Genomic DNA, 26,753 nt, shown 5'->3' on the forward strand with positions numbered 1-26,753 from the left:
CAAGTCTGGCACATGGGCGCGACCAATGCCGTTGCCCTAACGCGGCGGCTGCGTGCTCGCGCGCCAGGCATCCAGAAACTGGCGTCGCTTGAGTTTGTCCAGATACACCAGCAGGCCAGGGCCGAGCGGGATCGGCCGGAACGGGGGTTGCGCCGAGCCGCCGCGACCGCCGGCCGCCGGCAGGATCGGCATCAGCCGCGCTTCGCGCGACAGCACCTGCTGGCCGCGCGGCGACAGCAGGTAGTCCAGGAACCTGCGCGCCTCGGGCGCATGCGGTGCGGTCTTGGGAATCACCGCGGTGCGCAGTGCCACCAGCGTGTAGTCCTGCGGCTGCACGATCCCCAGCGGCGCGCCGGCATCGATGCGCGTCTGCGCGTAGGACCCGAGCACGTTGTAGGCCAGCAACAACTCGCCGCGGCTGACGCGGTCGAGCAAGGTCCCGGTGCGCTCTTCCAGCCTGACCTGGTTTGCCCCCAACGCGGCCAGCAACGCGCCGGCGATGCTGCCCACCTGGCCGTCCTGGGTGGCGAACAGATAGCCCACCCCACTGCGCTCCACATCGTAGGTGCCCACCTTGCCGCGCAGTGGCGCATCCGGTGCGCGCAGCAGTGCCAGCAACTGGCGCCGTGTGCGCGGCACCCGCGCCGGATCGAGCTTGCGCGTGTTGTAGACGATGGCAACCGGCTCGTAGCTGATGCCGAACACCTCGTGCCGCCATTGTGCCCAGGCCGGCAACGCCTCGGTCTGCGCAGAACGGTGCGCCAATGCGTGGCCATCGTTCACCAGCTTGGTCTGCAGATCCATGCTGGCGCTGATCAGCATGTCCGCCTGGATCGCGTTTGCGCCCGGGTGCAGGTAGTGATCGTAGATGTCCCAGGCAATCACGTCCTCGTAGATCACTTCGGTGGTGGGATGCAGGCGCTGGTAGTCCTGGATCACCGCTGCAAACACTTCCAGGTCGGTGGAGCCCTGCACGCGCAGCTGTGCCTGTGCGGCCCCGCGTGCCGGAAACCGCCGCACCTCGCCCGGCGCCGCAGCGGCAACGCCTTGCAGCAGCAACAACACCAGCAGCCATGCCGCGCGCATCATGCGGTTCCTCCAGGAAAATGCAGCGAGGCGATCAGGCCGCCGCCGATGCGATTGGCCAGATCGATACGCCCGCCATGCGCCTGCACCACGCGCTTGACGATGGCCAGCCCCAGGCCTGCGCCGCCGGCAGGTGCATCCGGACCGCGCACGAACCGCTCGAACACGCGCTCGGCTTCGGCCGCCGGAATGCCGGGGCCGTGGTCGGCGATGGTGAGCACGTGGTGGTGTCCGTCGCTGGTCAATGCCACCTGCAGCGGCGCGCCACCGCCGTACTTGCAGGCGTTGTCGATCAGGTTCTTGAGCGCTTCGCGCAGCAGCAGCGCATCGCCGCGCAGCAGCGCCGGTTGCGGGTCGATGGCCAGTTGCACGCGCGGTGCGCCCTCGCTGCGCGGCAAGGCCTCGTGCAGCGCCTGGTGCAGCACCTCGGCCAGATCCACGGTGGCAAAGCGCTGCAGGTTGGCGCGATGGATCACACTGGCATCGCTGAGCAACTGGTTGAGCAAGCGGCTCATGTGGCTGGCGTTGCGCTCGATCGCGGCCAGGCTGCGCTGCATCTCGCGCGGGTCGTCGTCGTCCATGGCCAGCTGCGCCTGCGCACGCAGAGCGGCCAGCGGCGTGCGCATCTGGTGCGCGGCTTCGGCCATGAACGCACGCAAGGTCTCGTTGCTGGACGACAGCCGTGCCATGAAGCGATTGAGCGCGGTCACCATCAGCTGCATTTCCTGCGGCGCCGGCACGCTCAGGGGCTTGAGGTCGGACGGCTCGCGCCGCGACAGATCGCGCTCGATGCGTTGCAACGGCCGCAGCGCGCGGTACACGCCCAGCCACACCAGGCCCAGCGCCAGCAGCGACAGCACCCCGATCGCGATCAAGGCATTGAGCACCACATCGCGCGCCACCGCATCGCGTGCACGCCGGGTCTGGCCGACCTGCACGCGCACCTCGCCCTGCCCGGAGGCCGAAGCCACCCGATGCATCACCACCGCAAAGCGCACCGGCTCGCCGCTGTACTGCGCATCGAACAGCACCGGCCGCTCATCGCTGGGGGCCTGCGCCGGCAGCGGCAAGCTGTCCTCGCCGGTGATGGTGCGGCCCTGCGCATCGAACACGCGATAGAACACCCGGTCTTCCGGCGCCATGCCGAGCAGGTCCAGCGAGGCATACGGCAGATCCACCTGCCAGTCGCCACCGACCAAGGCCACGCTGTCGATGATGGACAGCGCCGACGACACCAGCAGGTGGTCATAGGAACGATTGGCCGCGCGCTCGCCGTAATCGCGCGCGGCAAAGAACAGCACCACCGCGCCCAGCAGCGACAGGCTGCCCAGGTACAGCAGCAAGGTGCGCCGGATCGACGGCGCCACCGTCAGCGGCTCAGCCATCGCTGCCCGGCTCCACCGGTGCATGCGGGTCGGCTTCTTCCAGCTTGTAGCCGGCACCGCGCACGGTGACGATGCGCAACGGCGCACCGATGAGCTTGCGCCGCAGGCGGCCGACATACAGCTCGATCGCATTGGGCCCGACATCGTCGTCGAAACCGAACAGGCCATTGCCGATCTCGTCCTTGCCCACTACCTGCCCCAGGCGCCCGATCAGGATGTCCAGCAGACGGTATTCGCGGTTGGGCAGTTCGATCGGCGCGCCATCGAGGGTCACCGTATGCGCGGCGTTGTCGAACACGAACCCGCCGATCTGCATCACCTCGCTGGCCTGGCCACGATTGCGCCGCAGCAGCACGCGACAGCGCGCTTCGAACTCGCGGAAATCGAACGGCTTGCCCAGGTAGTCGTCCGCGCCCACGTCCAATGCCTGCACGCGGTCCTCGATGCCATCGCGTGCGGTGAGCATCAGGACCGGCGTGGTATCGCCACGCTCGCGCATCCCGGCCAGCACGCGCAATCCATCGAGCTTGGGCAGGCCGATATCCAGCACCACCAGATCGAAGCTCTGATAGCGCAACACACTCGCCGCCGCCAACCCGTCGGCCTGCCAATCCACCGCATGCCCGCTACGACGCATGCGCCGCACGATGGCATCGGCGAGGTCGGAATTGTCTTCGACTAGGAGCAGGCGCATGAATGGGGAATGGGGAATGGGGAATGGGGAATGGGGAATGGAGAATGGGGAATGGAGAATGGGGAATCGGAACGGCGATGGGTCGCGGCCGGAAGGTAACAGGCCAGGCGAACAAAAGCTTCTACGCCCCAGCAATTCCGCTGCCGCAATCCCGCTCTTGCGATTCCCCATTCCCGATTCCCATTCCCCCCCAACGACAGGTCCATGACAGCTTCCCGGGACTAGGCTGCTGCCAACGCGCCGCAGTGTGGTTGTGCGGCGCATCGCTGAACGTGATTCACACATGTACCTGGGAGGGTCTGTGAGCAACGACACCTTGCGTCTGCGTGCCTTCACCGCCTGCGCGGCGATCTGCCTGGCACCGGCGGCGCATGCGGCCGATGACGAAGGCCCGGTCACTGCCGAAGTGGGTGGGCGTGTGCACTGGGACTTCACCGTGTTCGACAACGACGACCGTGGTACGCCCGAGCGCAACGACACCCAGTTCCGCCGCATCTGGCTGGATGTGGCCGGCAAGTTCCATGGCTTCAACTACAAGGCAGAAGCGGAGTTCGCCGGCCTGCAGTACGAGTCCGGTAGCCGCGGCATCCTGGCGCGCGATGTCTATATCGCCAAGAAGTTCGCGGCCGGCACACTGACCGTTGGGCAGTTCAAGCAGTATTTCTCGCTGGACGATCGCACCGGTTCCAACTATGGCCCATTCCTGGAACGCGGCTACGCCTCGACTACGCTGGCGCCGATCTACCGCAAGGCGATTTCCTGGCAGGCCAATCGCCCGGATGCGACCTGGTCCACGTCCGCATACAGCCTGGAAAGCATCGACAATTCCTCGACCAAGGGCAGTGCACTCGGCACACGCCTGACCTACGCGCCAGACATGGGCGAGGCACGCCTGCGCCACCTGGGCATTTCGCTGGCGCACGAGCGCTATTCGCATCCTGGCAGCGGTGGCGCAGCACCGCTGCTGATCCGCCCACGCCCGGAGAACGATCTGGCCAACAACAGCCGCATCACCCTGGCGCGGTTTGCCGATGGCCGCGATACCGATTTCGACAAGTGGTCGCTGGAATATGCCGAAGTGCTGGGCCCGTGGTCGTGGCAGAGCGAATTCAGCGGCGGCCTGCTCGACGATGGCAGCCAGCATGCCAAGGTGCTGGCCAGCTATGGCCTGGTCAGCTGGTTCGTCACCGGCGAGTCGCGCGGCTACGACCGCAAGACCGGCCGCTTCAGCCGCATCGCCACGCCCAATCACCGCCATGGCGCGTTCGAACTGGCCTTGCGCTACGACTACATGCGCGGCGACCAGCACCTGGATGGCCAGCCCAATTTCATCGATGCCAGCACCCAGTCGTGGACGCTGGGCGGCAACTGGTATTTCAAGCCGAACCTGCGCGTGATGCTCAACGTCATCGATAGCCGCAACCGCGACCGCACCATGGATGCGGTGGTGGACCACACGCTGGCGGTGACCGGCCGCTTCCAGTACGACTTCTGATGCACCGCATCGTCGCGCCCATGGCCAGCGTCACGGCTGCATGCCGCATGGCCCTGCGGTCACGGCGCCGCCTCTGCGGCGAGGCGATGGGTCTTCGACACGCAGACGCACATGCACTGCCCTGCACTCCTGCACATCCGTCTTGCCATCGCCGTGCCCGCTGCGCTGCGCTGTGTTTCACCCTCCCCCTGCTGCACGCCCCAAAGGATTCGCCCGCATGCTGACCGCGCTCGGTTTCGGAATGGTGATCACCTTCATGTACCTGATCATGAGCAAGCGGCTGTCGCCGCTGGTGGCTCTGATCACGGTGCCGATCGTGTTCGCACTGCTGGGCGGCTTCGGCACCGGCATCAACGAGATGATGCTCGACGGCATCAAGAAGATCGCGCCCACCGGCGTGATGCTGATGTTCGCCATCCTCTACTTCGGGGTCATGATCGATGCCGGCCTGTTCGACCCGCTGGTCGGGCGCATCCTGCGCCTGGTCAAGGGCGATCCGCTGAAGATCGTGATGGGCACGGCGATCCTGGCGATGCTGATCTCGCTCGATGGCGACGGCTCCACCACCTACATGATCACCGTCTCGGCGATGCTGCCGCTGTACCAACGCCTGGGCATGAACGCGCTCAACATGACCTGCGTGACCATCCTCGCCAGTGGCGTGATGAACCTGACTCCGTGGGGCGGCCCCACCGCACGTGCGGCCACCGCCCTGCATGTGGATCCGGCCGATGTGTTCGTGCCGTTGGTGCCGGCCATGCTGCTGGCCATTGCCGGCATCATCGCGCTGGCGTGGTACCTGGGCATGCGCGAGCGTCGCCGCCTTGGCGTGGTGCGCCTGCCGGCCGACGGCAACTGGCTGGACACCAGCCTGCCCGACGACAACGACGCCCTGCCGCGCGTGGAAGACACCGACGATAGCAAGCGCCCCAAGCTGCTGTGGGTGAACCTGGTGCTGACCCTGGCACTGATGGGCGCACTGGTGGTGGGTGTGCTGCCGATGCCGGTGTTGTTCATGATCGGCTTCGCGCTGGCGCTGATGATCAACTACCCCAACCTGGCCGAACAGCGCCGTCGTTTGGTGAATCACGCAGGCAATGTGTTGTCGGTGGTGTCGCTGATCTTCGCTGCCGGCATCTTCACCGGCATCCTGTCCAACACCGGCATGGTCGAAGCGATGTCGCGCAGTTTTCTGGCCGTCATTCCCGACAGCTGGGGTCCGTACCTGGCGATGATCACCGCCATCGTCAGCATGCCGTTTACGTTCTTCATGTCCAACGACGCGTTCTACTTCGGCGTGCTGCCGATCCTGTCCGAAGCCGCCGGCCACTACGGCATCACCCCGGTGGAAATGGCGCGCGCCTCGCTGGCCGGCCAGCCGGTGCACCTGCTCAGCCCCCTGGTGCCCTCGACCTACCTGCTGGTCGGCCTGGCCAAGGTCGACTTCGCCGACCACCAACGCTTCACGCTGAAGTGGGCGGTGCTGATCTCGCTGTTGATGCTGGGCGGCGGGCTGGTGTTTGGCTTGTTTCCGTTGGCGCGCTGATTGGCGCTGGGAATGGGGAGTGGGGAATCGGGAATCGTAAGAGCGGCGCCGTGCGGTCGTTTCGATTCTTGACTTCCACGTACAAAGACAGAAACCGCAAAAGTGGCTCCTGCTCTACCGATTCCACATTCCCGATTCCCCATTCCCAAACTCCGAAGGAGTTACATCAATGACTCTCCGCATCGCATACGTCACCAGCGGCATGGGCAGTGTCGGTACCGCGATCTGCCAGAAGCTGGCGCGCAGCGGGCATACCGTGGTGGCCGGTTGCGGCCCCAATTCGCCGCGCAAGTCGGCCTGGTTGCGTGAGCAGCGCGAGCAAGGCTTCGACTTCGTCGCCTCCGAAGGCAATGCCGCCGACTGGGATTCCACCGTCGCCGCGTTTGCCAAGGTCAAGGCCGAAGTGGGCGAGATCGATGTGCTGGTCAACAACGCCGGCGGCAGCCGCGACACCTTGTTCCGGCAGATGAGCCGCGACGACTGGAATGCGGTGATCGCCAGCAACCTGCATTCGCTTTTCAACATCACCAAGCAGGTGGTCGATGGCATGACCTCGCGCGGCTGGGGGCGCATCGTCAACATCGGTTCGGTCAGCGCGCACAAGGGCCAGATCGGGCAGATCAATTTCGCCACCGCCAAGGCGGCCATGCATGGCTTCAGCCGTGCACTGGCGCAGGAGGTCGCCTCGCGCGGAGTCACCGTCAACACCATTTCGCCCGGCTATATCGCCAGTGCCTCGATCAGCAGCTTTCCACCGGATGTGCTCGACCGCCTGGCCACCTCGGTGCCGGTACGCCGCCTGGGCAAGCCCTCGGAAGTGGCCGGCCTGTGCGCCTGGCTGGCGTCCGACGATGCCGCCTACGTCACCGGTGCCGACTACGCGGTCAACGGCGGCCTCTACATGGGTTGAGCGGGCGCGCAATCGACGGCCGTTGCGCTGCACGCACACCACGCGCTCACCGCGCACGGCTGCATGTCCCGCTGCCCGCCTGCCCTGTACGTCCGGCGCTGGATCTGCGCCAGCGCCCATGCCACTAGGAGATCCGTGCGCATGTGCGCCCTGCCTGCGCACACAAGCGGCCGCCACTGCGCGAGCGACCCGCCTGCAATGCGAACTGATTACACTCTGGCTTTTCCGCAGCGCGCTGCCATGGCCAAACCTTCAGAACGCACACCGCCCAATTCCCGCCCGCAGATGGCCGACATCGCCCGCATGGCGGGCGTGTCCGAGTCCACCGTGTCGCGCGCATTGGCCGGCAGTCCGGTGGTGGCCGAGCGGACCCGCGCCTACATCAAGCAGATCGCTGCCGATGCCGGCTACCAGGTCGACCCGGTCGCGCGCAGCCTGCGCGCCAAGCGCTCCAACACGGTGAGCGTGGCGGTGCCGATGATGCATGCGCTGGATCAACCGCTGTCCGACCCGTTCCTGATGACCATGCTGGCGCTGCTGGCCGAAGAGCTCACCGGCCGCGGCTACAGCATGCTGCTGTCCAAGCTGGACCGGCATCAGGATGGCTGGGTGGAACAGCTCGCACGCGGCAGCCGCTCCGATGGGGTGATCGTGCTGGGGCAAAGTTCCGAACACGCCGCGCTGGACAAGGCCGCACGCGACGGCCTGCCGATGGCGGTGTGGGGCAGCCGCATCGATGGGCAGTCGTACATCAGCGTGGGCAGCGACAACTTCCAGGGTGGCGCGCTCGCCACCGAACACCTGATCGCCAGCGGCCGCCAGCGCATCGCCTTCCTCGGCGATGACCAGCTACCGGAGGTGGCGCCGCGCTTTGCCGGCTACCGTCATGCGCTGGAACGGCATGGGCTGGAGTTCGACACCCGCCTGCATGCGCGCAGCCATTTCGTCAGCGAAGATGCCTACCGGCTGACCCGCGCCATGCTCAAGAAGACCGACCCGCCGGATGGCCTGTTCGCCGCTTCCGACGTGATTGCCGTGGGCGCGATCCGCGCCCTGGTCGAGGCTGGACACCGCGTACCGCAGGACATCTCGCTGGTGGGCTTCGACGACATCCCACTGGCCGCCTACAGCCAGCCGCCGCTGACCACGGTGCGGCAGGATCTCCACCTGGCCGCGCGCCTGCTGGTGGACCGGCTGTTGGCGCTGATCGCAGGCGACACCGTGGAATCGGTTGAGATGCCGGTGAAACTGGTGGTGCGCGAGTCGGCTTGAGGCGGGGAATCGGGAATCGGGAATCGGGAATCGGGAATCGGGATTCGGGATTCGGGATTCGGGAATCGGGAATCGGGATTTGGGATTTGGGATTTGGGATTGCGGATTCGGAGCTGCCAGCCGGCAGCCCGCTTCCTTCTCCCGCCTGCGGGAGAAGGTGCCCGAAGGGCGGATGAGGGGGGGCGGGCGGCCAGCCGGTCCACCGTACTCGGCAACCAGGCAACCCGGCAGGCACGCACGTCTGGCATCTTCGGCAGCCGGTGATCTCAGCCAGGCATTCCTACGAATCTGCCAGGATCACGTCCGGCTTGCGGACCCGCACGCACAGCATCGCCACCGCCGCAGCCAGCATCAGCGCACCAGCCAGTTGGATCACGTTACGTGGGTCGCCGTGCAATAACCGGTCGTAATACAGCGGCAGGGTGACGATCTGGATCAGCATCGGCAGCACGATAAACAGGTTGAACAGGCCCATGTACACGCCGGTGCGCTCGGGTGGAATGCTGTCGGCCAGCATCAGGTACGGGTTGCCCATCATGCTGGCCCAGGCCAGGCCAATGCCGATCATCGGCAGCAGCAGGAGCCAGCGGTTCTCGATGCCAGGCAGGATCCACATGCCGATACCCGCAGCCAGCAGGCACGCAGCATGCGTGTACTTGGGACCGAAGCGGCGGACCACCGGCACCATCGCGAAGGCCGCCAGGAACGCGATGAAATTGTAGAAACCGCCGATCTGCCCGTTGACCAGGCCCGCCTCGCGGAAGCCGTGCGAGGTGGCGTCGGTGGTACCGAACAAGGTGGTCGACAGCGACAGCACGATGTATTGCCAGTAGCAGAAGATCGCATACCACTGGAACAGCATCACCGGCGCCAGCTGGCGCATGGTCGGTGGCATGTCGCGCAACGCGCCGCCGATCTCGCGCACCACTGCACCCAGGCCGGCACCGCGCTGGCGCATGCGCGCGATCTCGGCCGGCGGGATGGCCGGCTCGCGCACGCTGCGCGCAGTGAGCAGGATGGAAGCAGCCGAAAACCCCGCGCCGATCACGAACGCGGCGATGGTGACGTACGGAATATGGTGCGCATTGGCGGCGTCCTGGTTCATGCCCATCCACACCAGCAGCGGCGGCGTGAGGTAGGCCAGCGTCTGCGCCAGGCCGGTGAACGCACTCTGGGTGAGATAGCCCAATGGCCGCTGCGGCGGCGCCAGCACATCGCTGACCAACGCACGGTACGGCTCCATCGCCACGTTGTTGGCCGCATCCAGCACCCACAGCAGGCACACCGCCATCCACAGCGCGGTACTGAACGGCATCGCCAGCAGGCACAGGCTGCACACCAGCGCGCCCAGCACCATGTACGGCATGCGCCGGCCCCAGCGGGTCACCGAGCGGTCGCTCCACGCACCCACGAACGGCTGCAGCACCAGCCCGGTGATCGGCCCGGCCAGCCACAGGTACGGCAGGCTGGCGTGGTCGGCGCCCAGATAGTTGTAGATCGGGCTCATGTTGCTTTGCTGCAGCCCGAAGCTGTACTGCACGCCGAAGAAGCCGGCATTGAGCGCCAGGATGCGCGCGAAGGAGAACGGAGACGCGGTCGACGACATGCAGGGCCCTGGGCATCGGTGCGGCACCCGGTGGCCGCAGCGCACTATACCCTGCCGTCTTTGCAATCGATTGTAACGCTGCGCTGCAACAGATCCATCGCCTGTATCCCGCCCTAAAATTTTAGCTGGACAATGTTGCACTGCAGGATTGCAATCGATTGCAGTGCGGCGTATTACTGCGTCCGCACTGCAGGCCACACGGCCGGCCCCTGGGAGGGGACGATGCAGGCGTCGGCATACCACCACCTGTGAGAGAGAGAATCGCGATGTCCACCTTGCATACCCTGCGCCTGCACGCTCTGGCCTGCGCGGTCGTTTCCTGCCTGTGCGCGCCCGCCGCGCTGGCCCAGGACACGCCAGCAGCCGCGCCCGCCACACCGCCGGCTGCCGACAGCGCCGCGGTCAATCTGGACGCGGTGTTCGTCACCGGCACCTCCACCGCCACCACCAAGCTGAAATCCAGCGTCTCGGTCAGCACCGTCGGTGCCGAGGCCATCGAACAGTCGGCGCCGCGCAGCACGGCGGAAATCTTCCGCAACATTCCCGGCATCCGTTCCGAGTCCAGCGGCGGCGAAGGCAACGCCAATATCGCCGTGCGCGGCCTCCCCGTCGCCTCCGGCGGCGCCAAGTTCCTGCAGCTGCAGGAAGACGGCCTGCCGGTGATGGAGTTCGGCGACATCGCCTTCGGCAACGCCGACATCTTCCTGCGCTCGGATTTCAGCCTGGATCGCATCGAGGCCATCCGCGGCGGCTCGGCCTCGACGTTCACCAGCAACGCGCCCGGCGGCATCATCAACTTCATCAGCAAGACCGGCGACACCGAAGGCGGCAGCGTCGGCGTCAGCCGCGGTCTGGACTACGACAACACCCGTATCGACTTCAATTACGGCGCGCCGTTTGCCGAGCAGTGGCAGTTCAACATCGGCGGCTTCTTCCGCCAGGGCGATGGCGTGCGCGATGCCGGCTACACCACCGACAAGGGTGGCCAGCTCAAGGCCAACCTCACCCGCCTGTTCGACAACGGCTACGTGCGCCTGTACGGCAAATACCTCAACGACCGCGCCGCCGGCTATCTGCCGGTGCCCACCTCCGTGCGCGGCCGCGATGGCTCGCCGGACCTGGGCGGTTTCCCCGGCTTCGATCCCGGCAACGACACCTTGTACAGCCGCAATTTCCGCACCGATGTCGGCCTGGATGGCAACAACCAGCCGCGCCGCACCGACCTGGGCGATGGCATGCACCCGATTTCGCGCACCATCGGTGCCGAAGCCTGGTTCGACCTGGGCAATGGCTGGAACCTGAGCGAGAAATTCCGCGTCGCCGACAACAGCGGCCGCTTCGTCAGCCCGTTCCCGGCCGAAGTCACCGATGCCGCATCGCTGGCATCGTCCATCGGCGGCGCCGGCGCGCAGCTGGTGGAAGCCGGTGGCCCCAATGCCGGCCAGGCCTACACCGGCAACGCCATCCGCACCCATCTGTTCAATGTCGCCATCAACGACCTGGGCAACGTCACCAACGACCTCAGCGTTTCGCGCGAGTTCGGTGGCGATGGCCGCACCCTCAACCTGCGCATGGGCTACTACAGCTCGCGCCAGACCATCGACATGGACTGGACCTGGAACTCCTACGTGCAGAGCCTGGGCCGTGACTCGCGCCTGCTCAACGTGGTCGACGCCACCGGCGTGTCGCGCTCGCAGAACGGCCTGTATGCCTATGGCACACCGTTCTGGGGCGACTGCTGCATCACCCGCAGCTACGACGTGCGCTACGACGTCAACGCACCGTATGTGGCACTGACCTTCGACAGCGGCAAGTTCAGCATCGACGGCAGCCTGCGTTACGACATGGGCGATGCGCGCGGCAGCTACAACGGCACCGCGATCGCACAGAACCTGGACGTCAACGGCGATGGCGTGATCCAGCCGGTGGAACAACGCGTGGCCACCGTGGACACCGCCAACGCACGGCCGGTGGACTACGACTGGAACTACCTGTCGTATTCGCTGGGCGGCAACTACCTGATCACCGACGACCTGGGCGCCTTCGCGCGCATCAGCCGCGGCGCACGCGCCAACGCAGACCGCCTGTTGTTCGGCGTGGTGCGCGACGACGGCTCGGTGTCCTCCGATGAAGGCGTCAACGTGGTGCGCCAGGCCGAAGCCGGCCTGAAGTGGCGTCGCGACGGGCTGAGCCTGTTCGCCACCGCGTTCTCCGCACGCACCCAGGAGCAGAACTTCGAAGTCACCAGCCAGCGCTTCTTCAACCGCAGCTACCAAGCGCACGGCGTGGAACTGGAAGCCAGCTACCGCCATGAAGGCTTCACTGTCAACGGCGGCCTGACCTGGACCGATGCGGAGATCTCCCGCGACCAGATCACCCCGGAAAACACCGGCAATGTGCCGCGCCGGCAGGCCGACGTGGTGTGGCAGCTCACCCCCAGCTACCGTGGCGATGGCTACCAGTTCGGCGTCAACCTGATCGGCACCACCGATGCCTACACCCAGGATTCCAACCAGTTGAAGATGCCGGGCTATACGCAGGTGAACCTGTTCGGGGACTACCGCGTGACCGACGCGCTCACCGTGGCGCTCAACGTCAACAACCTGTTCAACACCTTTGGCCTGACCGAAGCCGAAGAAGCCACGATTCCGGCCAACGGCATCATCCGCGCGCGCTCGATTGCCGGCCGCACCACCAGCATCAGCCTGCGTTACGACTTCTAAGGACCCCGTGCCGGGCCCAGCCCCGGCGTCTGACGATGAGCACCTCCCCCAACGATCCCACCCCATGGCGCGCGGCATTTGCCGCGCCGCTGGATGCATCGCAGGCAGGCGCGCTGCTGGCGCGCTTCGATCGCCACGCACCGCGCCTGCTGGCGGCGCTGCACGCGCTGTATGGCCAGCGCAGCGACTACGCGCAATGGCTCACACACTGGCTGGCTGCGCTTGGCAGCAGTGCCCAGCAGCGTCCGCAGGCGCTACAAGAGCTGGATGCAACGCGCAAACCGGGCTGGTTCGGCGAGCAGCACATGCTGGGCTACAGCGCCTACGTGGACCGCTTTGCCGGCACGCTGCAGGGCGTGGCAGAACGCGTGCCTTACCTGCAGGAGCTGGGCGTGCGCTACCTGCACCTGCTGCCGTTCCTGCGCGCACGCGCCGGCGACAACGACGGCGGCTTTGCCGTCAGCGACTACGGCCAGGTCGAACCCAGCCTTGGCAGCAACGACGATCTGGTCGCGCTCACCACACGGCTGCGCGAGGCCGGCATCAGCCTGTGTGCGGACTTCGTCCTCAACCACACTGCCGACGACCATGCCTGGGCCCGCGCCGCACGCGCCGGCGACACGCGCTACCTCGACTACTACCACCACTTTGCCGACCGCCAGCGTCCCGACCAGTACGACGCCACGCTGGTGCAGGTCTTCCCGCATACCGCACCGGGCAACTTCACCTGGGTGGAGGCCACCGGGCAGTGGATGTGGACCACGTTCTACCCCTATCAGTGGGATCTGAACTGGGGCAACCCGGCGGTGTTCGGCGAGATGGCGTTGGCCCTCCTGCAGCTGGCCAACCTGGGCGTGGAAGCCTTCCGCCTGGATTCCACCGCTTACCTGTGGAAGCGCCCCGGCACCAACTGCATGAACCAGCCCGAGGCCCACACCCTCCTGGTGGCGCTGCGTGCGGTGGCCGATATCGTGGCGCCGGCGGTGGCGATGAAGGCCGAAGCCATCGTGCCGATGGCCGAACTGCCGCCGTACTTCGGCAGCGGCACCGACCAGGGCCATGAATGTCACCTGGCGTACCACAGCACGCTGATGGCCGCCGGTTGGTCGGCATTGGCACTGCAACGCGGCGATATCCTGCATCACGTCATCGGCAACAGCCCGCCGCTGCCGGCCAATTGCGCATGGCTGAGTTATGTACGTTGTCACGACGACATCGGGTGGAACGTGTTGCAGCACGAAGCGACAGGCAATGCCGCGCAGCCGCCCTTCGCACTGCGCGATGTCGCGCGCTTCTATGCCAACGCGGTGCCTGGCAGCTACGCGCGCGGCGAACCCTTCCAGAGCAGCGGCGACGGCGTGCACGGCACCAACGGCATGGCCGCGGCGCTGACCGGCATCCAGGCGGCTGTTGAAAGCGCAGATGCGGCAGCAGTGGCGCTGGCAGTGGACCGGCTGATACTGCTCTATGCGCTCGCCCTGGCAATGCCTGGCGTACCGCTGATCTACATGGGCGACGAACTGGGCTTGCCCAACGACACCAGTTACCGCAGCGATCCCGGGCGCCGGCACGAGGGCCGCTGGCTGCATCGGCCGGCGATGGACTGGCAACGCGCGGCGCAGCGGCATGACGACAGCAGCCTGGCCGGGCAGATTTATCAGCGCCTGCATGCGTTGATCCAGCAACGCGCAGCACTCCCGGCACTTGCTGCAAATCACTCGCTGGGTAGCGTGCGACTGGCTGACACGCAGGTGTTTGCGCTGACGCGTGGCGAGGGCTTTCTCGCCCTCCACAACTTCAGCGATCGACCGCTGCACGCCGAGCTTGCGGGCAAGGTCGACGGCCGTTGGCGGGTGTTGGGAGACCGAAGCGAATCAGCTGCAGCACCGCTGGGCGATGACATGCGCCTTGTACTGCCGGGGTATGCCGTGCGCTGGTTGCAACGTATCGATTGATCGATGTGGGTGTGGCGGCTTGGTTGGTGCATCGGCCTGGCTACTGCGTCGACCGTACCCTCACCCCAACCCCTCTCCCGGCGGGAGAGGGGCGTACGGAAAGTGCTTTCTTCGGCCCGCTGCCCCCGCTATTCCTTCTCCCATCGGGAGAAGGTGGCGCGTAGCGCCGGATGAGGGTGCGGTATGCGGCGCTACTACGCCGCAGTGGTCGACTCAGCGCTTCAGCAGGTCCAGCAGCGTTTGCGCGGTCTTCTCCGACGAGGCCGGATTCTGCCCGGTCACCAGCGTGCCAGCGGTGACCACGTGTACGCCCCAGTCGGCGCCCTTCTCGTAGCGGCCACCGAGTTCGGTCAGTACGTCTTCCACCAGGAACGGCACGATCTTGGTCAGGCCCACGCCCTCTTCCTCACCATTGGTGAAACCGGTGACGCGGCGGCCGTTGACCAACGGTTTGCCGTCGCTGCCCTTGACCCGACGCAGCGCGCCCGGCGCATGACAGACCAGGCCATGCGGCTTGTCGGCCTTGGCAAAGGCCTCGATCAGCGCGATCGAGTGCGTGTCTTCGGCCAGATCCCACAGCGGCCCGTGACCACCCGGGTAGAACACCGCATCGAAGTCCTCGGCCTTTACGTCGGCAAGGCGATGCGTCGTGGCCAGGGCCTGCTGCGCGGCACTGTCCTGCTTGAAGCGCTTGGTCGCCTCGGTTTGCGCATCGGGCTCGTCGCTCTTCGGGTCCAGCGGCGGCTGGCCGCCCTTGGGCGAGACCAGGGTGATATCGGCGCCAGCGTCCTTGAAGACGTAGTACGGCGCGGCGAACTCTTCCAGCCAGAAACCGGTCTTCTTGCCGGTGTCGCCGAGTGTGTCGTGGGACGTGAGCACCATCAGGATCTTCATCGCATTGCCTCGCGTTGTTGCCCATCTCGGGCGAGGCAGGCAGTGTGCAGTTCAGCCCGTTGCAGCGTCGTGTAGAGCGCGTGGCAGGCACGCATGTGTTCAGAGATGTAGTAACTACCTCATGACGGAGACGCGACTGCGCTCCACTGCTCACACATTGATCGCTGGCGGCTGCAGCTGGTCCATGCGAATGCGATTGGCGAACAACGAGAACGCCAGCATGCCGGCCAGCCCACTGGCGCGGCTCACCCACGGCGGCAGCCAGCGCGGCGCCACCAGCACGCCGCTGTCGAACAAGGGCGCAAACCGCGCCACATCGCCCAACGCCATCTTGCCGGCAAACAGATACCGGCACAGCTGCAGCTGGTCGCGCTGCAGGGCATGCCGGAAGAAGGTGTGCACGGCCACCAGCCCACGCAGGTACACGGTGTCCTTGGTGAACGCACCGCCGCCCTGGGTGGGCACGCCACGAAAGACACGCTGCGCCGAGGAAAAACTCTCCGCCGCGTTCTGCCCGCCAGTGGTGAAATAGCGGAACACCTCGATGAAATCCGCACCTGCACGCGCCATCGCAATCGCCTCGATGCGCATGCTGATGCGCTTCATGCGTTCGATATCGATGCTGCCGGTGATCTGCTCGGCAAAGGTCGCCAGACCTTCCTGTGTTGCGGTGGTGCGCGGCGAGGAAATGCCCAGGCTGGGCAGGTGCACCTGCGCGCGCCCGTTGAGCGCGGTGAGCGAATGCACCAGCGCCTCATGATGGAACAGCTGCGCGCGGTCGTAATCGCTGAAGGTGGCGCCGCTGCGCAGGCGGATGCGGTGCGCGCCGGCCGCCGCCTTGGCGAGCAGATCCGGATCCAGCGTCACGGTGATCACGCGCCCCTCGAAGAAGCCGTCCAGATCGTTCTGCAGCTGCATGCGCAAGGCAGTGGCCGAGACCGGCACCTGCTCTTCCGGTGCAAGCAGTTCGCGGTCCAGCTCCTGCGCGATCTGGATGAAATGTCGGGCGGCTTCGCGCGTGCTCGGGCCATTGCCCGGCATCGGGTCGTCGGGCACACCGAACAGCTGCGCCGAATAATCGCTGACCGCCGCGGTGCCCAGCGACTCCAGCAGGCCGGCGGCCAGATCCCAGCTATGGGTCGAATCGATCAGGTAGGCACCGATCGGATGATGCGGATCGGCCGCCTTCGCAATCGCTGAAAGCTCGCGCCGGGTGTCGCCAAAATCCAGTACCGGGTACTCCACCTGCGGCAGCTCCGGCTGCCCGCGCGCCACGCTGTGCAGGAACGGCTCCTGCAGCGAGCGCGGCCAGCTCGCCAACGCCAGCAAACGCACCCCGCGCACGGCCTTGACCAGGCGCGCATCCAGCGCCGCGTGGTGGACGATGTCCGGCGGGCCCTTGCGCGATGGCATCAGCGCCGCCCGGGACGATCGACGCTGGCCGGCCGCTTGCCCGAGCCCTTGCCGCGCGTGTTCTGCGCGACACGGGTGGCAAGTTTTTCGGCTGCACTGGCCACTTCCACACGCAGCTTCATGTAGTTGGCGACACGCTCCGGATCCAGGTCGCCGGCTTCGATCGCCGCCTGCACCGCGCATCCCGGCTCGGCGATATGCGCGCAGTCGTTGAAACGGCACTGCGCCGCCAGCGCCTCCACATCGGAGAAACCGCCTTCGGCCAGATCTTCCTCACCGGTGGGCTTGAGCTCGCGCATGCCAGGCGTATCGATCAGGCACGCACCGGTGGGCAACGGAATCAGCGCACGATGCGTGGTGGTATGCCGGCCACGCGAATCGTTTTCGCGCACCGCATTGGTCTTCATTTTCTCGGTGCCCAGCAAGGTGTTGGTCAAGGTGGACTTGCCCGCACCGGACGAACCCACCAGCACCGCCGTACGGCCATCGCCCAGCCACGGCCGCAACGCGGCCACGCTGGCCGGGTCCTTGGCATTGACCGCGCGCAGCGGGATGTTCTGCGCTTCCAGCTCCTCCAGCACCGCCAACGCATCCTCGGCGTACTCGGTCTGGTCGGCCTTGGTCAGTACCACCACCGGCTGCGCCCCCCCGCCACCGACCAGCAACAGGTAGCGCTCGATGCGGCGCGGATTGAAGTCCGCATCCAGCCCGCACACGATGAACACCGTATCGATATTGGCCGCGATCACCTGCTGGTGGTAATGCTCGCCGGCCGCCCCACGCTTGATCGAGGTGCGCCGCGGCAGCAGCGCCACGATGCGCTTGCCCTCCATCAACACCCAATCGCCCACCGCCGCCCGCTCATGGCTGGGAAAGCGCGGCCGCTGCCACTCCGGCAACGACTCGGCCTTCAGGCTGGCCTCGGGCGTATCGGCCACCACATAGCCGGTGCGGTGCTGCTCCACCACCCGCGCCGGCAATGCCTGCGGATGCGCAGCGAAGATCGCCTGCCAGGAAGCCTCTTCCGGCGGCCCGGGCCAGGGCCAGCCGATGGATTGGAGGGTGGGGTAATCCGGGGAAGGCGTGCTCATTGGGGGGATTCTAGCTGGCTGGCCGAGGCAGCCTGTGCACTGAGCACGCAGGTAGGCCTGCGGCGCTACTTGACATCGTTGCCGATGCAAGCATGTCCGCCTGTCATATTTCCGTTACCATGCCAAGCCTCACGCCTACAACCGGCCCGCCGTATGTCCACTGCCCCGCAAAAGCCGCTCGCCATCCGCGAGCGTCTGTCCGAAGTCCGCTACGAAATCCGGGGCGAACTGGCGCGGCGAGCGCGGGAGCTGGAGGCACAGGGCCGCAAGCTGATCAAGCTCAATATCGGTAACCCGGGTGCATTCGGGTTCCGCGCGCCGGAGCATCTGCAGCGCGCGATCGCCGACGACATGGGCCGCACCGATCCCTACACCCATCAGCAGGGCCTGCCGGAAGCGCGCGAAGCCATCGCCACCGCGTACTCGCGCCGCCAGCACCCGGATGCGCACCCGGACCGGATCTTCCTGGGTAACGGCGTCAGCGAGTTGATCGACCTGTCGCTGCGCGCCCTGCTCAATCCCGGCGACGAAGTGCTGGTGCCCTCGCCCGACTACCCGCTGTGGTCGGCGGCCACCATCCTCAACGATGGCCGCCCGGTGTACTACCGCTGCGCGCCGGAGAACGGCTTTCAGCCGGACCCGGTGGAGATCGAGACGCTGGTGTCCTCGCGCACCCGCGCCATCGTGCTGATCAACCCGAACAACCCCAGCGGCGCCAGCTACTCGCGCGAACTGCTGGAGCGCATCGTGGCGATCGCCACCAAGCACAACCTGTTGCTGATGGTCGACGAGATCTACGACCAGGTGCTCTACGACGGCGCGGAATTCGTGCCGGTGGCGCCGCTGGCAGGCGCACACCCCTGCATCACCTTCAGCGGCCTGAGCAAGGTGCACCGTGCCTGCGGCTGGCGGGTGGGCTGGGCGCTGCTGTCCGGCGAGCAATCGCGCATCAACGACCTGCGCAACGCAATGGACCTGCTCGGCGCCTTGCGCCTGTGCGCCAATGTGCCGGGCCAGTACGCCATCGATGCGGCGGTCAACGGGCCGGACACCATCTCGGCGCTGTGCGCGCCGGGTGGCCGCCTGTATGAAACCCGCCGGGCGGTGATCGAGGCCTGTGCGGCCAGCGCGCATCTGCAGCTGGTGGCACCGGCCGGGGCGCTGTACGCATTCCCGGCGGTGGTGGGCGCGGCCGCGCGTAACTTCGACGATCACGCGTTCGCGCTCGATCTGATGAACGAGGAAGGCGTGCTGGTGGTGCCGGGCTCCAGCTTCAACGTGCCGTATCGCCATCACTTCCGCGTGACCCTGATGCCGGAAGCCAGCGTGATGCGCGACGTGTTCGCACGTATCGACCGCGCCCTGGCACGCCGCGCCGAGGCGGTGACCAAGGTGGTGCCGCTGAAACCGCGCAGCGTGGCGTGATGGCCGCGCTGGGCGTGCCGCAGCGCTATCTGGCGCTGGGCGATTCGTACACGATTGGCGAAGGCGTCGCCGCTGCGCAGGGGTGGCCGGCGCAGCTGGCCGATGGCCTGCGTGCGCACGGGTGGACGGTGCAAGCACCACAGATCATCGCCACCACCGGCTGGACCACCGATCAATTGCAGGCCGGAATCGATGCGGCCGCGCCGCAGGGCCCGTTCGATCTGCTGAGCCTGCTGATCGGTGTCAACAACCAGTACCGCGAGCGCTCATTGGACGACTACCGCAGCCAGTTCGATGCGCTGCTGCAGCACGCGATCGACCTGGCTGGCGGGCATGCCGCACGCGTGCTGGTGCTGTCGATTCCCGATTGGGGGCTGACGCCATTCGCACGCGCGCAAGGCCGCGACGCCGGGTTGATTGCAGCGCAGATCGACGCGTTCAACGCTGTGGCGGCGGAGCGCTGTGCCGAGCGCGCAGTCCGCTTCGTCGATATCACACCCACAAGCCGCGATGGCGGCGATGCGGTGGAGATGCTGGTCGAAGATGGCCTGCACCCCTCGGCCGCGATGTATGCGCGCTGGGCCGCGGTGGCCTTGCCCGCAGCACGCGATGCACTGGGCGCGATCGGCTCGGTGAGCAGAATGGAGTAGATCGCAATGAAAATCGGGATTTCTGAAGCTTTTCGCAGATACGGGGCAGTACTCAGGAATGTCAACTGGTCCGTCAGCTCTTGGGCCGCAGAAAACACGTTGGTGGTGAGCCTCTGGGATCACCACGCCACCCGTCCTGGCTCGGGAGTTCTAGCATTCGAGGATCGATTCGATCGTTGGTCCGGGCTAGGCAACCGGGAATTCCGCGCTAACGTGACGCGGGCGTACGATGCGGGTGCGGCGGTGCGTCTTGTTCTCGCTAGAGCCCTGCAGCCAGAGCGCATCCAGCGTGGTGAGGATGGCAGCAAGGTTCCCAAGACTTTCGCTGTACGAGATGATTTGATCGGCCGGGTAGCCAAAATCGATGGCGAAAACTACGTCATCGAGTTCCGACAAGCGATTGCCTGACACAAGCCGCATGCAAACAGCTTACGGTGCAGATTGCCGAGGGCGGCCCACACTGGCGCTTACTCGCCTGATTCATAAGCTACCCGCGCAGCACGCCTGATTGCCAAGGAACGACATTGCACAGCCCCGCTACCCAACCGATGAGCCGCGCACAGGCGCTGACCATTGCACGCGCCTTCCTGCCTCCGCATCCGCTGGGCAACCGGTACGACTACTACTACACCCAGGCCAAGCTGCGTACCGACCCGCTGTATCCGGGCGTGCTGGCGCAGCTGCGCAGCACCATCGCGCCGGTGCTGGACCTGGGCTGCGGGCTGGGCCTGCTTGCCCATGCCTTGCGCGCCGATGGCCAGGCGCTGGCGTATTACGGCGTGGATGTGGACGCCTCCAAGATCCGCCGCGCGCACCACATCGCGCAGCGCTCGGCGCTGGGCAACACCAGATTCGAGGTGGTCGACCTGAGCCTGGCATGGCCGCAGCACCAGGGCAGCGTGACCATCCTGGATGTGCTGCAGTACCTGCAGTCGGACATGCAGGCCGGCCTGCTGCGCAGCGTGGCGCAGATGCTGACCCCCGGAGCCAAGCTGGTGATCCGCAGCGCCCTGGGCGACGACAGCCGGCGCGGCCGCACCAGCCGCGTCACCGACGTGCTGGCGCACCTGAGCGGCTGGATGCAACGCATGCCGCGCAGCTACCCCACCCGCGACAGCCTGCAGGCCCAGCTGGATGCCGCAGGCCTGCGCGCCACGTTTGCGCCGCTGTACGGCAATACCCCGTTCAACAACTGGCTGATCGTGGCCGAACCGCGCTGATGCTTCGCCGCGGCAGTGGCCTGGCTCAATCCGGGCGCCGCCCCGCCAGCCCGCGCGCCTGCATCGCGTCCAGCACGCCGCGCAGGATGGTGAGGTTGTGGCCGTGCGCGGCGCCTTCGTGCAGCAACACGATGGCGCCGGGGTGCAGGTCGCGCACGATGCGCGCCACGGTGGCGGCCGGCTCGCAACGCACGCCGTCGAAGCCGCGCGCGCTCCACGCCACCCGGGTCAGCCCGTGTGCGCGCAGCGGCGAGGCGACGAAGGGATTGGTCATGCCGACCACCGAGCGGTACAGCCGCGGCGCCTGCCCGGTGATGGCAGCCAGGGTGCGCTGTGCCAGGCCGATCTCCTGTGCCATGCGGTGCGGGCCCAGCGCCCAGAACCAGGCCTGCGGATGGGTATGGCTGTGATTGCCGATGCCGTGCCCGCGCCGCACGATCTCGCGCACCAGCTCCGGCCGCTGTTCGGCGCGTGCACCGACCACGAAAAATGTCGCCTGGGCGTCGTAGGCGTCGAGCAGGTCCAGGATCGCCGGGGTGTCGTCGGAGGGGCCGTCGTCGATGGTCAGCCACACCTGCGGCGCCCGTCCGGGCAGCCGTGCCAACACCGGCGCATACAGGCGTGCGCGCGGCAGGAATACCGGCACCACGAACAGCGCATGCGACACCAGCAGCGCCGGCAGGCCCCAGGCCCAGCCCAGGTGCCACCACAGCACTGCCACTGCCGCTTGCGAGAGGGCGAACAGGCCCACCCAGCGGTACGGGCGCGAGGGGGTGCGATACAGCGTTTCCGGCGTGGTCATGCCGCATGATGCCACGCGGCGTAGAATGGACGGTCTCCACGTTCTCACCGAAGTGCTGCCATGTCCCTCGATCCCGCCCTGCGTTCCCGTATCGATACGCTGCTGCAATCCAGCCGCGTGGTGCTCTTCATGAAAGGCCAGCCCGGCATGCCGCAGTGCGGTTTTTCGGCCAAGGCGGTCGGCGTGCTGGACGGCCTGGGCATCGACTATGCCCACGTCAACGTGCTGGCCGACCAGGAGATCCGCGAGGGCATCAAGGCCTATGGCGACTGGCCGACCATTCCGCAGCTGTACGTGGATGGCGAGTTGATCGGCGGCAGCGACATCATCGTGCAGATGGCCGACAGCGGCGAGCTGAGCAGCATGCTCGGGCTGCAGGCGCCGGACCGCAGCCCGCCCAAGATCACCATCACCCCGGCGGCGGTGGACATGCTCAAGGGTGCGCTGGCCGATGCGCCGGATGCCTCGCTGACGCTGGCCATCGACGCCAACTTCCAGCCCAACTTCCAGCTGGCGCCGACCAACCCCAACGCGATCGCGGCCGAATCCAACGGGCTGCGCGTGCAGTTCGACCTGGCCAGCGCGCGCCGCGCCGACGGCATCACCATCGATTGGGTCGACGACATCCGCGGCCGTGGCCTGGCCATCGATAACCCCAATGCGCCCAAGCCGGTGCAGGAGCTGTCGGTACGCGATGCCGACGACCGCCTCAAGGCCGGCAGCCTGACCCTGGTGGACGTGCGCCCGGCCGACGAACGCGCACTGGCCACGGTGGCCGCGCCGTTCCGCACCCTGGATGCGCACGAGCGCCAGGCGATCGAGCAACTGCCCAAGGACACCCCGCTGGCGTTCCTGTGCCACCGCGGTGGCCGCAGCCTGCAGGCAGCCGAGCATTTCCGCGGCCTGGGCTTCACCAACGTCTACAACATCACCGGCGGCATCGATGCGTGGTCGGACGCGGTGGACAGCGGCGTGGCCAAGTATTGAACCTGGCCGGACACCGCTGACCGAAACGGGCGCTCCACGGGGCGCCCGTTTCGGTCTGGATGGATGGCAGGGAGCGACCACATGCTCCAACGGCGCCGCCTGCAGGCGACCCGATCACCGGCCGCATGCCTCCTGCCGCCACACAGCGTGACCCGATACGGCAGCGCAGCTGAGGCCATGCCGATCTGGCAATCCCGGTCCCGCCCCAGGGTCAGCCAGCAAACCCGCCGTCGTCCAGGAACTGCTGTTCCTCGGCCGTGGTGACACGCCCCAGTACCGCATTGCGATGCGGGAAGCGGCCGAAGCGCTGGATGATCTGCTGGTGCTCCAGCGCTGCAGCGGTGGCGTCCGCATCGTTCAAGGCGCCGATCAGCTGCACTGCACGTGCCTGCTCCTGCAACGCTTCGGCGTGCCCGAAGGGCAGATAGAAGAACAGCCGCAATTGTGCCGAGATCTGTTGGTCGAAGCCGCGCTCCAGCGCCTGGCGGGCGCAGTGCAGCGCCAGTCCATCGGTGGCGTAGGCGTGGGCGCTGCCGCGGAACGCATTGCGCGGAAACTGGTCCAGCAGGATCAGCAGGGCCAGTGCATCTTCGGCACGTTCCAGCCAGTGCGCATACTCGCCGCGTGCGGCAGCGAAATGCTGCTCGCTGAAGTGCTGGCGGAAGTTGGCATCGAACGCGTCGTTACGCGTGAACCAGCGCGCCGCCCCGGCCAATTCCCAGAAAGCCAGCACCACATCGGCCTGTTTGTTGCGCTCCGTTTTGGCAATCATCGACGCTCCCCCTGAGGAATACCGCACAGCATGCACTCTTGCATGTGATGAGGCAGCCGCGACCGCAACCTTCAGCACTTGGCAAGTACCGCGCTGGCGGCTAGGTTTGCGGCCTGTGCTTTCGTTTCACCGGGGAAATCCATGCGTTCCATCCTGTTCGCCGCCCTTGGCGCGGCGCTGCTGTGCGGGCCTGCGTCTGCGGCATCGCGTTTCGTGCAAGACCCCTACCCCAGCACCTACCACGCGCTTGCGTCCGGTCCGGTGCTGATCCAGCACGCCACGGTCCTGACCGGCACAGGCGAGCGGCTGGACGATGCCGACGTGCTGCTGCGCGACGGCAAGGTGGCTGCCGTGGGCCGCGCACTCCAGGCGCCGGCCGATGCACGCCGCATCGACGGCACCGGCAAGTGGGTCACTCCCGGCATCATCGACGTGCACTCGCATCTGGGCGTGTATCCCAGCCCCGGCGTCAGCGCGCACAGCGATGGCAACGAGATGACCGCGCCGGTCACCCCCAACGTCTGGGCCGAGCATTCGATCTGGCCGCAGGACCCGGGCTTCGGCACCGCGCTGGCTGGCGGCATCACCTCGCTGCAGATCCTGCCCGGCTCGGCCAACCTGATCGGCGGGCGCGGGGTCACGCTCAAGAACGTGGCCTCCACCACCTACCAGGGCATGAAGTTCCCGGGCGCGCCCTGGGGCCTGAAGATGGCCTGCGGCGAGAACCCCAAGCGCGTCTACGGCGAGAAGGGCGGGCCGGGTACCCGCATGGGCAACGTGGCCGGCTACCGCGCCGCCTTCATCGACGCGGCCGAGTACCTGCAGAAGAACGCACCGAAGAAAACCGAAAAGAAGCGCCACTGGTGGAGCCGCGGCGGCGACAACGACAGCAGCGGCGATGCCGGCGGCAAGCGCGACCTCAAGCTCGACACGCTGGCCGGCGCCATCAATGGCGACATCCGCGTGCACATCCACTGCTATCGCGCCGACGAAATGGCCACCATGCTGGATCTCTCGAAAGAATTCGGCTTCCACATCGCCGCCTTCCATCATGGCGTGGAAGCCTACAAGCTGGCCGACCGCCTGGCGCAGGACAACGTCTGCGGCGCACTGTGGGCCGACTGGTGGGGCTTCAAGATGGAAGCCTTCGATGGCATCCAGGAGAACATCGCGTTGGTCGACCGCCCGGCCAACAGCTGCGCCATCGTGCATTCGGATTCGGAAGAAGGCATCCAGCGGCTCAACCAGGAAGCGGCCAAGGTGATCGCCAACGCGCGCCGCAGCGGCATGGAGATTCCGCCCGAACGTGCGATCCGCTGGCTCACCAGCAATGCCGCCAAGGCACTGGGCATCGAGCAGCAGACCGGCGCATTGGAGCCGGGCAAGATGGGCGATGTGGTGGTGTGGAACGGCAACCCCTTCAGCTCCTACGCATTGGCCGAACAGGTCTACATCGACGGTGCGCAGGTCTACGACCGCCACAACCGCGCATTGCAGCCGGTCTCGGACTTCATGCTCGGCCAGGAGGTGGCACGATGAGCCGCACACGCCTCGATCGCCCGCGTCTGCGCGCACTGTCAGCCCTGCTGCTCGCGGCGCTGGCCTTGCCCGCCGCCGCCCAGCAGGTGCTGATCCGCGGTGCCACCGTGCACACCGCCACCGCGCAGGGCACGCTGAAGAATACCGATGTGCTGGTGCAGGGCGGCGTGATCCGCGCCATCGGCAGCAACCTGGCGACACCGGCCGATGGCCGCGTGATCGATGCCAGGGGCCGGCCGCTGACCCCGGCATTGTTCGGCGGCATCACCGAGATCGGCATCGAGGAAGTCTCCGGCGAAGACAGCACCGTGGACAGCGGCGTCAAGCTGGCCGATCAACCGATGCGCCCGGAATTCGACGTCACCCTGGCCTACAACCCGGAGTCGGTGCTGGTGCCGGTGGCGCGCGTGGAAGGCATCGGATTCACGGCACTGGGGGCGACCACCAGTGGGGCCTTCATCGCCGGCCAGGGCGGCATCGTGCGGCTGGATGGCAGCCCGGATCCGGTCGGGCCACATGCCCTGTTTCTGCGCATCGGTGCGGCCGCGTCCAACCTGACCGGCAGCTCGCGTGCCGCGCAGTGGATGCTGCTCGATCAACTGGTGGCCGAAGCGCGCGGCCGCGTGCCGGCCGATTCGCCGCATGCCTTGCTGCCCCCGATGGGCCGCAGCGTGCTGGCCAAGTATCTGGCCGGGCAAGGCCGCATCGTGGTGCAGGTGGAACGCGCCGCCGACATCCGCCAACTGCTGCGCTGGGCGCAGCGTGAGAAGGTGCGCATCGCCATCGCCGGGGGCGCCGAAGCCTGGAAGCTGGCCCCGCAACTGGCCCAGGCCAAGGTGCCGGTGCTGGTGAATGCCCTGGCGGATCTACCGGCGACCTTCGACCAGATCGGTGCCACGCTGGAGAACGCCGCGCGCCTGCGCGCCGCCGGGGTGGAGGTCAGCTTCAGCCAGAGCGGCGATGCCTCGCACAACGCACGCAAGCTCCGCCAGCTGGCCGGCAATGCGGTGGCCAACGGCCTGCCGTGGGAAGCCGGCCTGGTCGGGCTGACCCGCGTGCCGGCCGAGATCTTCGGCGTGGCCGATCGCATCGGCAGCATCGCGGTGGGCAAGCAGGCCGACCTGGTGCTGTGGGAAGGCGACCCGCTGGACGTGGCGCACTACGCCGAGCAGGTGTGGCTGGGCGGGCGCGAGATGCCGATGCGCTCGCGTCAGACCGAGCTGCGCGACCGCTACATGCCGCAGGCCGGCCCGTTGCCGCGTGCCTATCTGAAGTAAGCGCGTGCGGC

General features: G+C 66.9%; 22 protein-coding genes. 13 read left to right on the forward strand and 9 right to left on the reverse strand.

What is annotated here, in order from left to right:
• Nucleotides 1-36: 36 nt before the first annotated feature.
• The 3 genes from HG421_RS14645 to HG421_RS14655 are packed head-to-tail and all read right to left on the reverse strand — an operon-like array spanning nucleotide 37 to nucleotide 3,165.
• Nucleotides 37-1,086, reverse strand: coding sequence for an ABC transporter substrate-binding protein (locus HG421_RS14645; RefSeq protein ID WP_211161732.1), 1,050 nt, complete (start codon nucleotides 1,084-1,086; stop codon nucleotides 37-39).
• A complete protein-coding gene (locus HG421_RS14650; protein ID WP_169706997.1) occupies nucleotides 1,086-2,471 on the reverse strand; it encodes a sensor histidine kinase in 1,386 nt (461 codons plus the stop codon). The genes HG421_RS14645 and HG421_RS14650 overlap by 1 nt, the downstream gene beginning before the upstream one ends.
• Nucleotides 2,464-3,165, reverse strand: coding sequence for a response regulator transcription factor (locus HG421_RS14655; protein WP_169706998.1), 702 nt, complete (start codon nucleotides 3,163-3,165; stop codon nucleotides 2,464-2,466). Before HG421_RS14655 ends, HG421_RS14650 begins: the two co-directional genes overlap by 8 nt.
• 301 nt (nucleotides 3,166-3,466) lie before the next feature.
• Here HG421_RS14655 and HG421_RS14660 point away from each other — a divergent pair, with 301 nt between their 5' ends.
• The 4 genes from HG421_RS14660 to HG421_RS14675 all read left to right on the forward strand — a co-directional run bounded on the left by HG421_RS14660 (nucleotide 3,467) and on the right by HG421_RS14675 (nucleotide 8,388).
• Nucleotides 3,467-4,660: an OprO/OprP family phosphate-selective porin gene (locus HG421_RS14660; RefSeq protein ID WP_169706999.1), complete on the forward strand. Its 1,194-nt coding sequence runs from the start codon at nucleotides 3,467-3,469 to the stop codon at nucleotides 4,658-4,660.
• A 217-nt stretch (nucleotides 4,661-4,877) separates the two neighbouring features.
• Nucleotides 4,878-6,206, forward strand: a complete 1,329-nt coding sequence (locus HG421_RS14665) for a CitMHS family transporter (protein ID WP_169707000.1) — start codon at nucleotides 4,878-4,880, stop codon at nucleotides 6,204-6,206.
• Between the two features lie 169 nt (nucleotides 6,207-6,375).
• Nucleotides 6,376-7,116: an acetoacetyl-CoA reductase gene (gene phbB / locus HG421_RS14670; protein ID WP_064510408.1), complete on the forward strand. Its 741-nt coding sequence runs from the start codon at nucleotides 6,376-6,378 to the stop codon at nucleotides 7,114-7,116.
• A 240-nt stretch (nucleotides 7,117-7,356) separates the two neighbouring features.
• Nucleotides 7,357-8,388, forward strand: coding sequence for a LacI family DNA-binding transcriptional regulator (locus HG421_RS14675; protein WP_169707001.1), 1,032 nt, complete (start codon nucleotides 7,357-7,359; stop codon nucleotides 8,386-8,388).
• Between the two features lie 280 nt (nucleotides 8,389-8,668).
• Here the strand turns inward: HG421_RS14675 and HG421_RS14680 are convergent, their stop codons facing one another.
• Nucleotides 8,669-9,994, reverse strand: a complete 1,326-nt coding sequence (locus HG421_RS14680) for an MFS transporter (protein ID WP_169707002.1) — start codon at nucleotides 9,992-9,994, stop codon at nucleotides 8,669-8,671.
• Nucleotides 9,995-10,260: 266 nt separating this feature from the next.
• On the opposite strand from HG421_RS14680, the gene HG421_RS14685 reads away from it, so the two are divergent.
• Complete coding sequence (locus tag HG421_RS14685) at nucleotides 10,261-12,717, forward strand: TonB-dependent receptor (RefSeq protein WP_169707003.1); 2,457 nt, start codon at nucleotides 10,261-10,263, stop codon at nucleotides 12,715-12,717.
• Nucleotides 12,718-12,752: 35 nt separating this feature from the next.
• The gene (locus HG421_RS14690) at nucleotides 12,753-14,672 is read left to right on the forward strand and encodes an alpha-amylase family protein (protein ID WP_169707004.1); all 1,920 of its coding nucleotides are present in this window, start codon (nucleotides 12,753-12,755) and stop codon (nucleotides 14,670-14,672) included.
• A 213-nt stretch (nucleotides 14,673-14,885) separates the two neighbouring features.
• On the opposite strand, the gene HG421_RS14695 is transcribed toward HG421_RS14690, so the two are convergent.
• The 3 genes from HG421_RS14695 to rsgA all read right to left on the reverse strand — a co-directional run bounded on the left by HG421_RS14695 (nucleotide 14,886) and on the right by rsgA (nucleotide 18,070).
• Entirely contained in the window at nucleotides 14,886-15,566 is a 681-nt protein-coding gene (locus HG421_RS14695; protein WP_169707005.1) for a type 1 glutamine amidotransferase domain-containing protein, read from the reverse strand.
• A 150-nt stretch (nucleotides 15,567-15,716) separates the two neighbouring features.
• Nucleotides 15,717-16,979, reverse strand: coding sequence for a flavohemoglobin expression-modulating QEGLA motif protein (locus HG421_RS14700; protein ID WP_169707006.1), 1,263 nt, complete (start codon nucleotides 16,977-16,979; stop codon nucleotides 15,717-15,719).
• The gene (gene rsgA, locus HG421_RS14705) at nucleotides 16,979-18,070 is read right to left on the reverse strand and encodes a ribosome small subunit-dependent GTPase A (protein ID WP_169707007.1); all 1,092 of its coding nucleotides are present in this window, start codon (nucleotides 18,068-18,070) and stop codon (nucleotides 16,979-16,981) included. Before rsgA ends, HG421_RS14700 begins: the two co-directional genes overlap by 1 nt.
• 153 nt (nucleotides 18,071-18,223) lie before the next feature.
• On the opposite strand from rsgA, the gene HG421_RS14710 reads away from it, so the two are divergent.
• From HG421_RS14710 to HG421_RS14725, 4 genes are all read left to right on the forward strand, one after another.
• Nucleotides 18,224-19,495 (forward strand): pyridoxal phosphate-dependent aminotransferase, encoded by a 1,272-nt coding sequence (locus tag HG421_RS14710; RefSeq protein WP_064510395.1) that lies wholly within the window; start codon nucleotides 18,224-18,226, stop codon nucleotides 19,493-19,495.
• Nucleotides 19,495-20,145: an SGNH/GDSL hydrolase family protein gene (locus tag HG421_RS14715; protein WP_169708214.1), complete on the forward strand. Its 651-nt coding sequence runs from the start codon at nucleotides 19,495-19,497 to the stop codon at nucleotides 20,143-20,145. The genes HG421_RS14710 and HG421_RS14715 overlap by 1 nt, the downstream gene beginning before the upstream one ends.
• Before the next feature lie 6 nt (nucleotides 20,146-20,151).
• Complete coding sequence (locus tag HG421_RS14720) at nucleotides 20,152-20,553, forward strand: hypothetical protein (RefSeq protein ID WP_169707008.1); 402 nt, start codon at nucleotides 20,152-20,154, stop codon at nucleotides 20,551-20,553.
• A gap of 140 nt (nucleotides 20,554-20,693) precedes the next feature.
• The gene (locus tag HG421_RS14725; RefSeq protein ID WP_169708215.1) at nucleotides 20,694-21,365 is read left to right on the forward strand and encodes a methyltransferase; all 672 of its coding nucleotides are present in this window, start codon (nucleotides 20,694-20,696) and stop codon (nucleotides 21,363-21,365) included.
• A gap of 25 nt (nucleotides 21,366-21,390) precedes the next feature.
• Here HG421_RS14725 and HG421_RS14730 read toward each other — a convergent pair whose 3' ends face one another.
• The gene (locus tag HG421_RS14730; RefSeq protein ID WP_169707009.1) at nucleotides 21,391-22,167 is read right to left on the reverse strand and encodes a polysaccharide deacetylase family protein; all 777 of its coding nucleotides are present in this window, start codon (nucleotides 22,165-22,167) and stop codon (nucleotides 21,391-21,393) included.
• A 60-nt stretch (nucleotides 22,168-22,227) separates the two neighbouring features.
• Here HG421_RS14730 and grxD point away from each other — a divergent pair, with 60 nt between their 5' ends.
• Nucleotides 22,228-23,154, forward strand: coding sequence for a Grx4 family monothiol glutaredoxin (grxD, locus tag HG421_RS14735; RefSeq protein WP_169707010.1), 927 nt, complete (start codon nucleotides 22,228-22,230; stop codon nucleotides 23,152-23,154).
• A 211-nt stretch (nucleotides 23,155-23,365) separates the two neighbouring features.
• On the opposite strand, the gene HG421_RS14740 is transcribed toward grxD, so the two are convergent.
• On the reverse strand, nucleotides 23,366-23,926 hold the full coding sequence (locus HG421_RS14740) for a DUF924 family protein (protein WP_169707011.1): 561 nt from the start codon (nucleotides 23,924-23,926) through the stop codon (nucleotides 23,366-23,368).
• 141 nt (nucleotides 23,927-24,067) lie between these two features.
• Between HG421_RS14740 and HG421_RS14745 the strand changes: the two genes are divergently transcribed.
• Both HG421_RS14745 and HG421_RS14750 read left to right on the forward strand, forming a co-directional pair.
• A complete protein-coding gene (locus tag HG421_RS14745; RefSeq protein WP_169707012.1) occupies nucleotides 24,068-25,465 on the forward strand; it encodes an amidohydrolase in 1,398 nt (465 codons plus the stop codon).
• Nucleotides 25,462-26,742: an amidohydrolase family protein gene (locus HG421_RS14750; RefSeq protein WP_169707013.1), complete on the forward strand. Its 1,281-nt coding sequence runs from the start codon at nucleotides 25,462-25,464 to the stop codon at nucleotides 26,740-26,742. The genes HG421_RS14745 and HG421_RS14750 overlap by 4 nt, the downstream gene beginning before the upstream one ends.
• The last annotated feature ends 11 nt before the right edge of the window (nucleotides 26,743-26,753 follow it).

The sequence above is a fragment of the Xanthomonas campestris pv. badrii genome (assembly GCF_012848175.1).
Taxonomy (GTDB): domain Bacteria; phylum Pseudomonadota; class Gammaproteobacteria; order Xanthomonadales; family Xanthomonadaceae; genus Xanthomonas; species Xanthomonas campestris_C.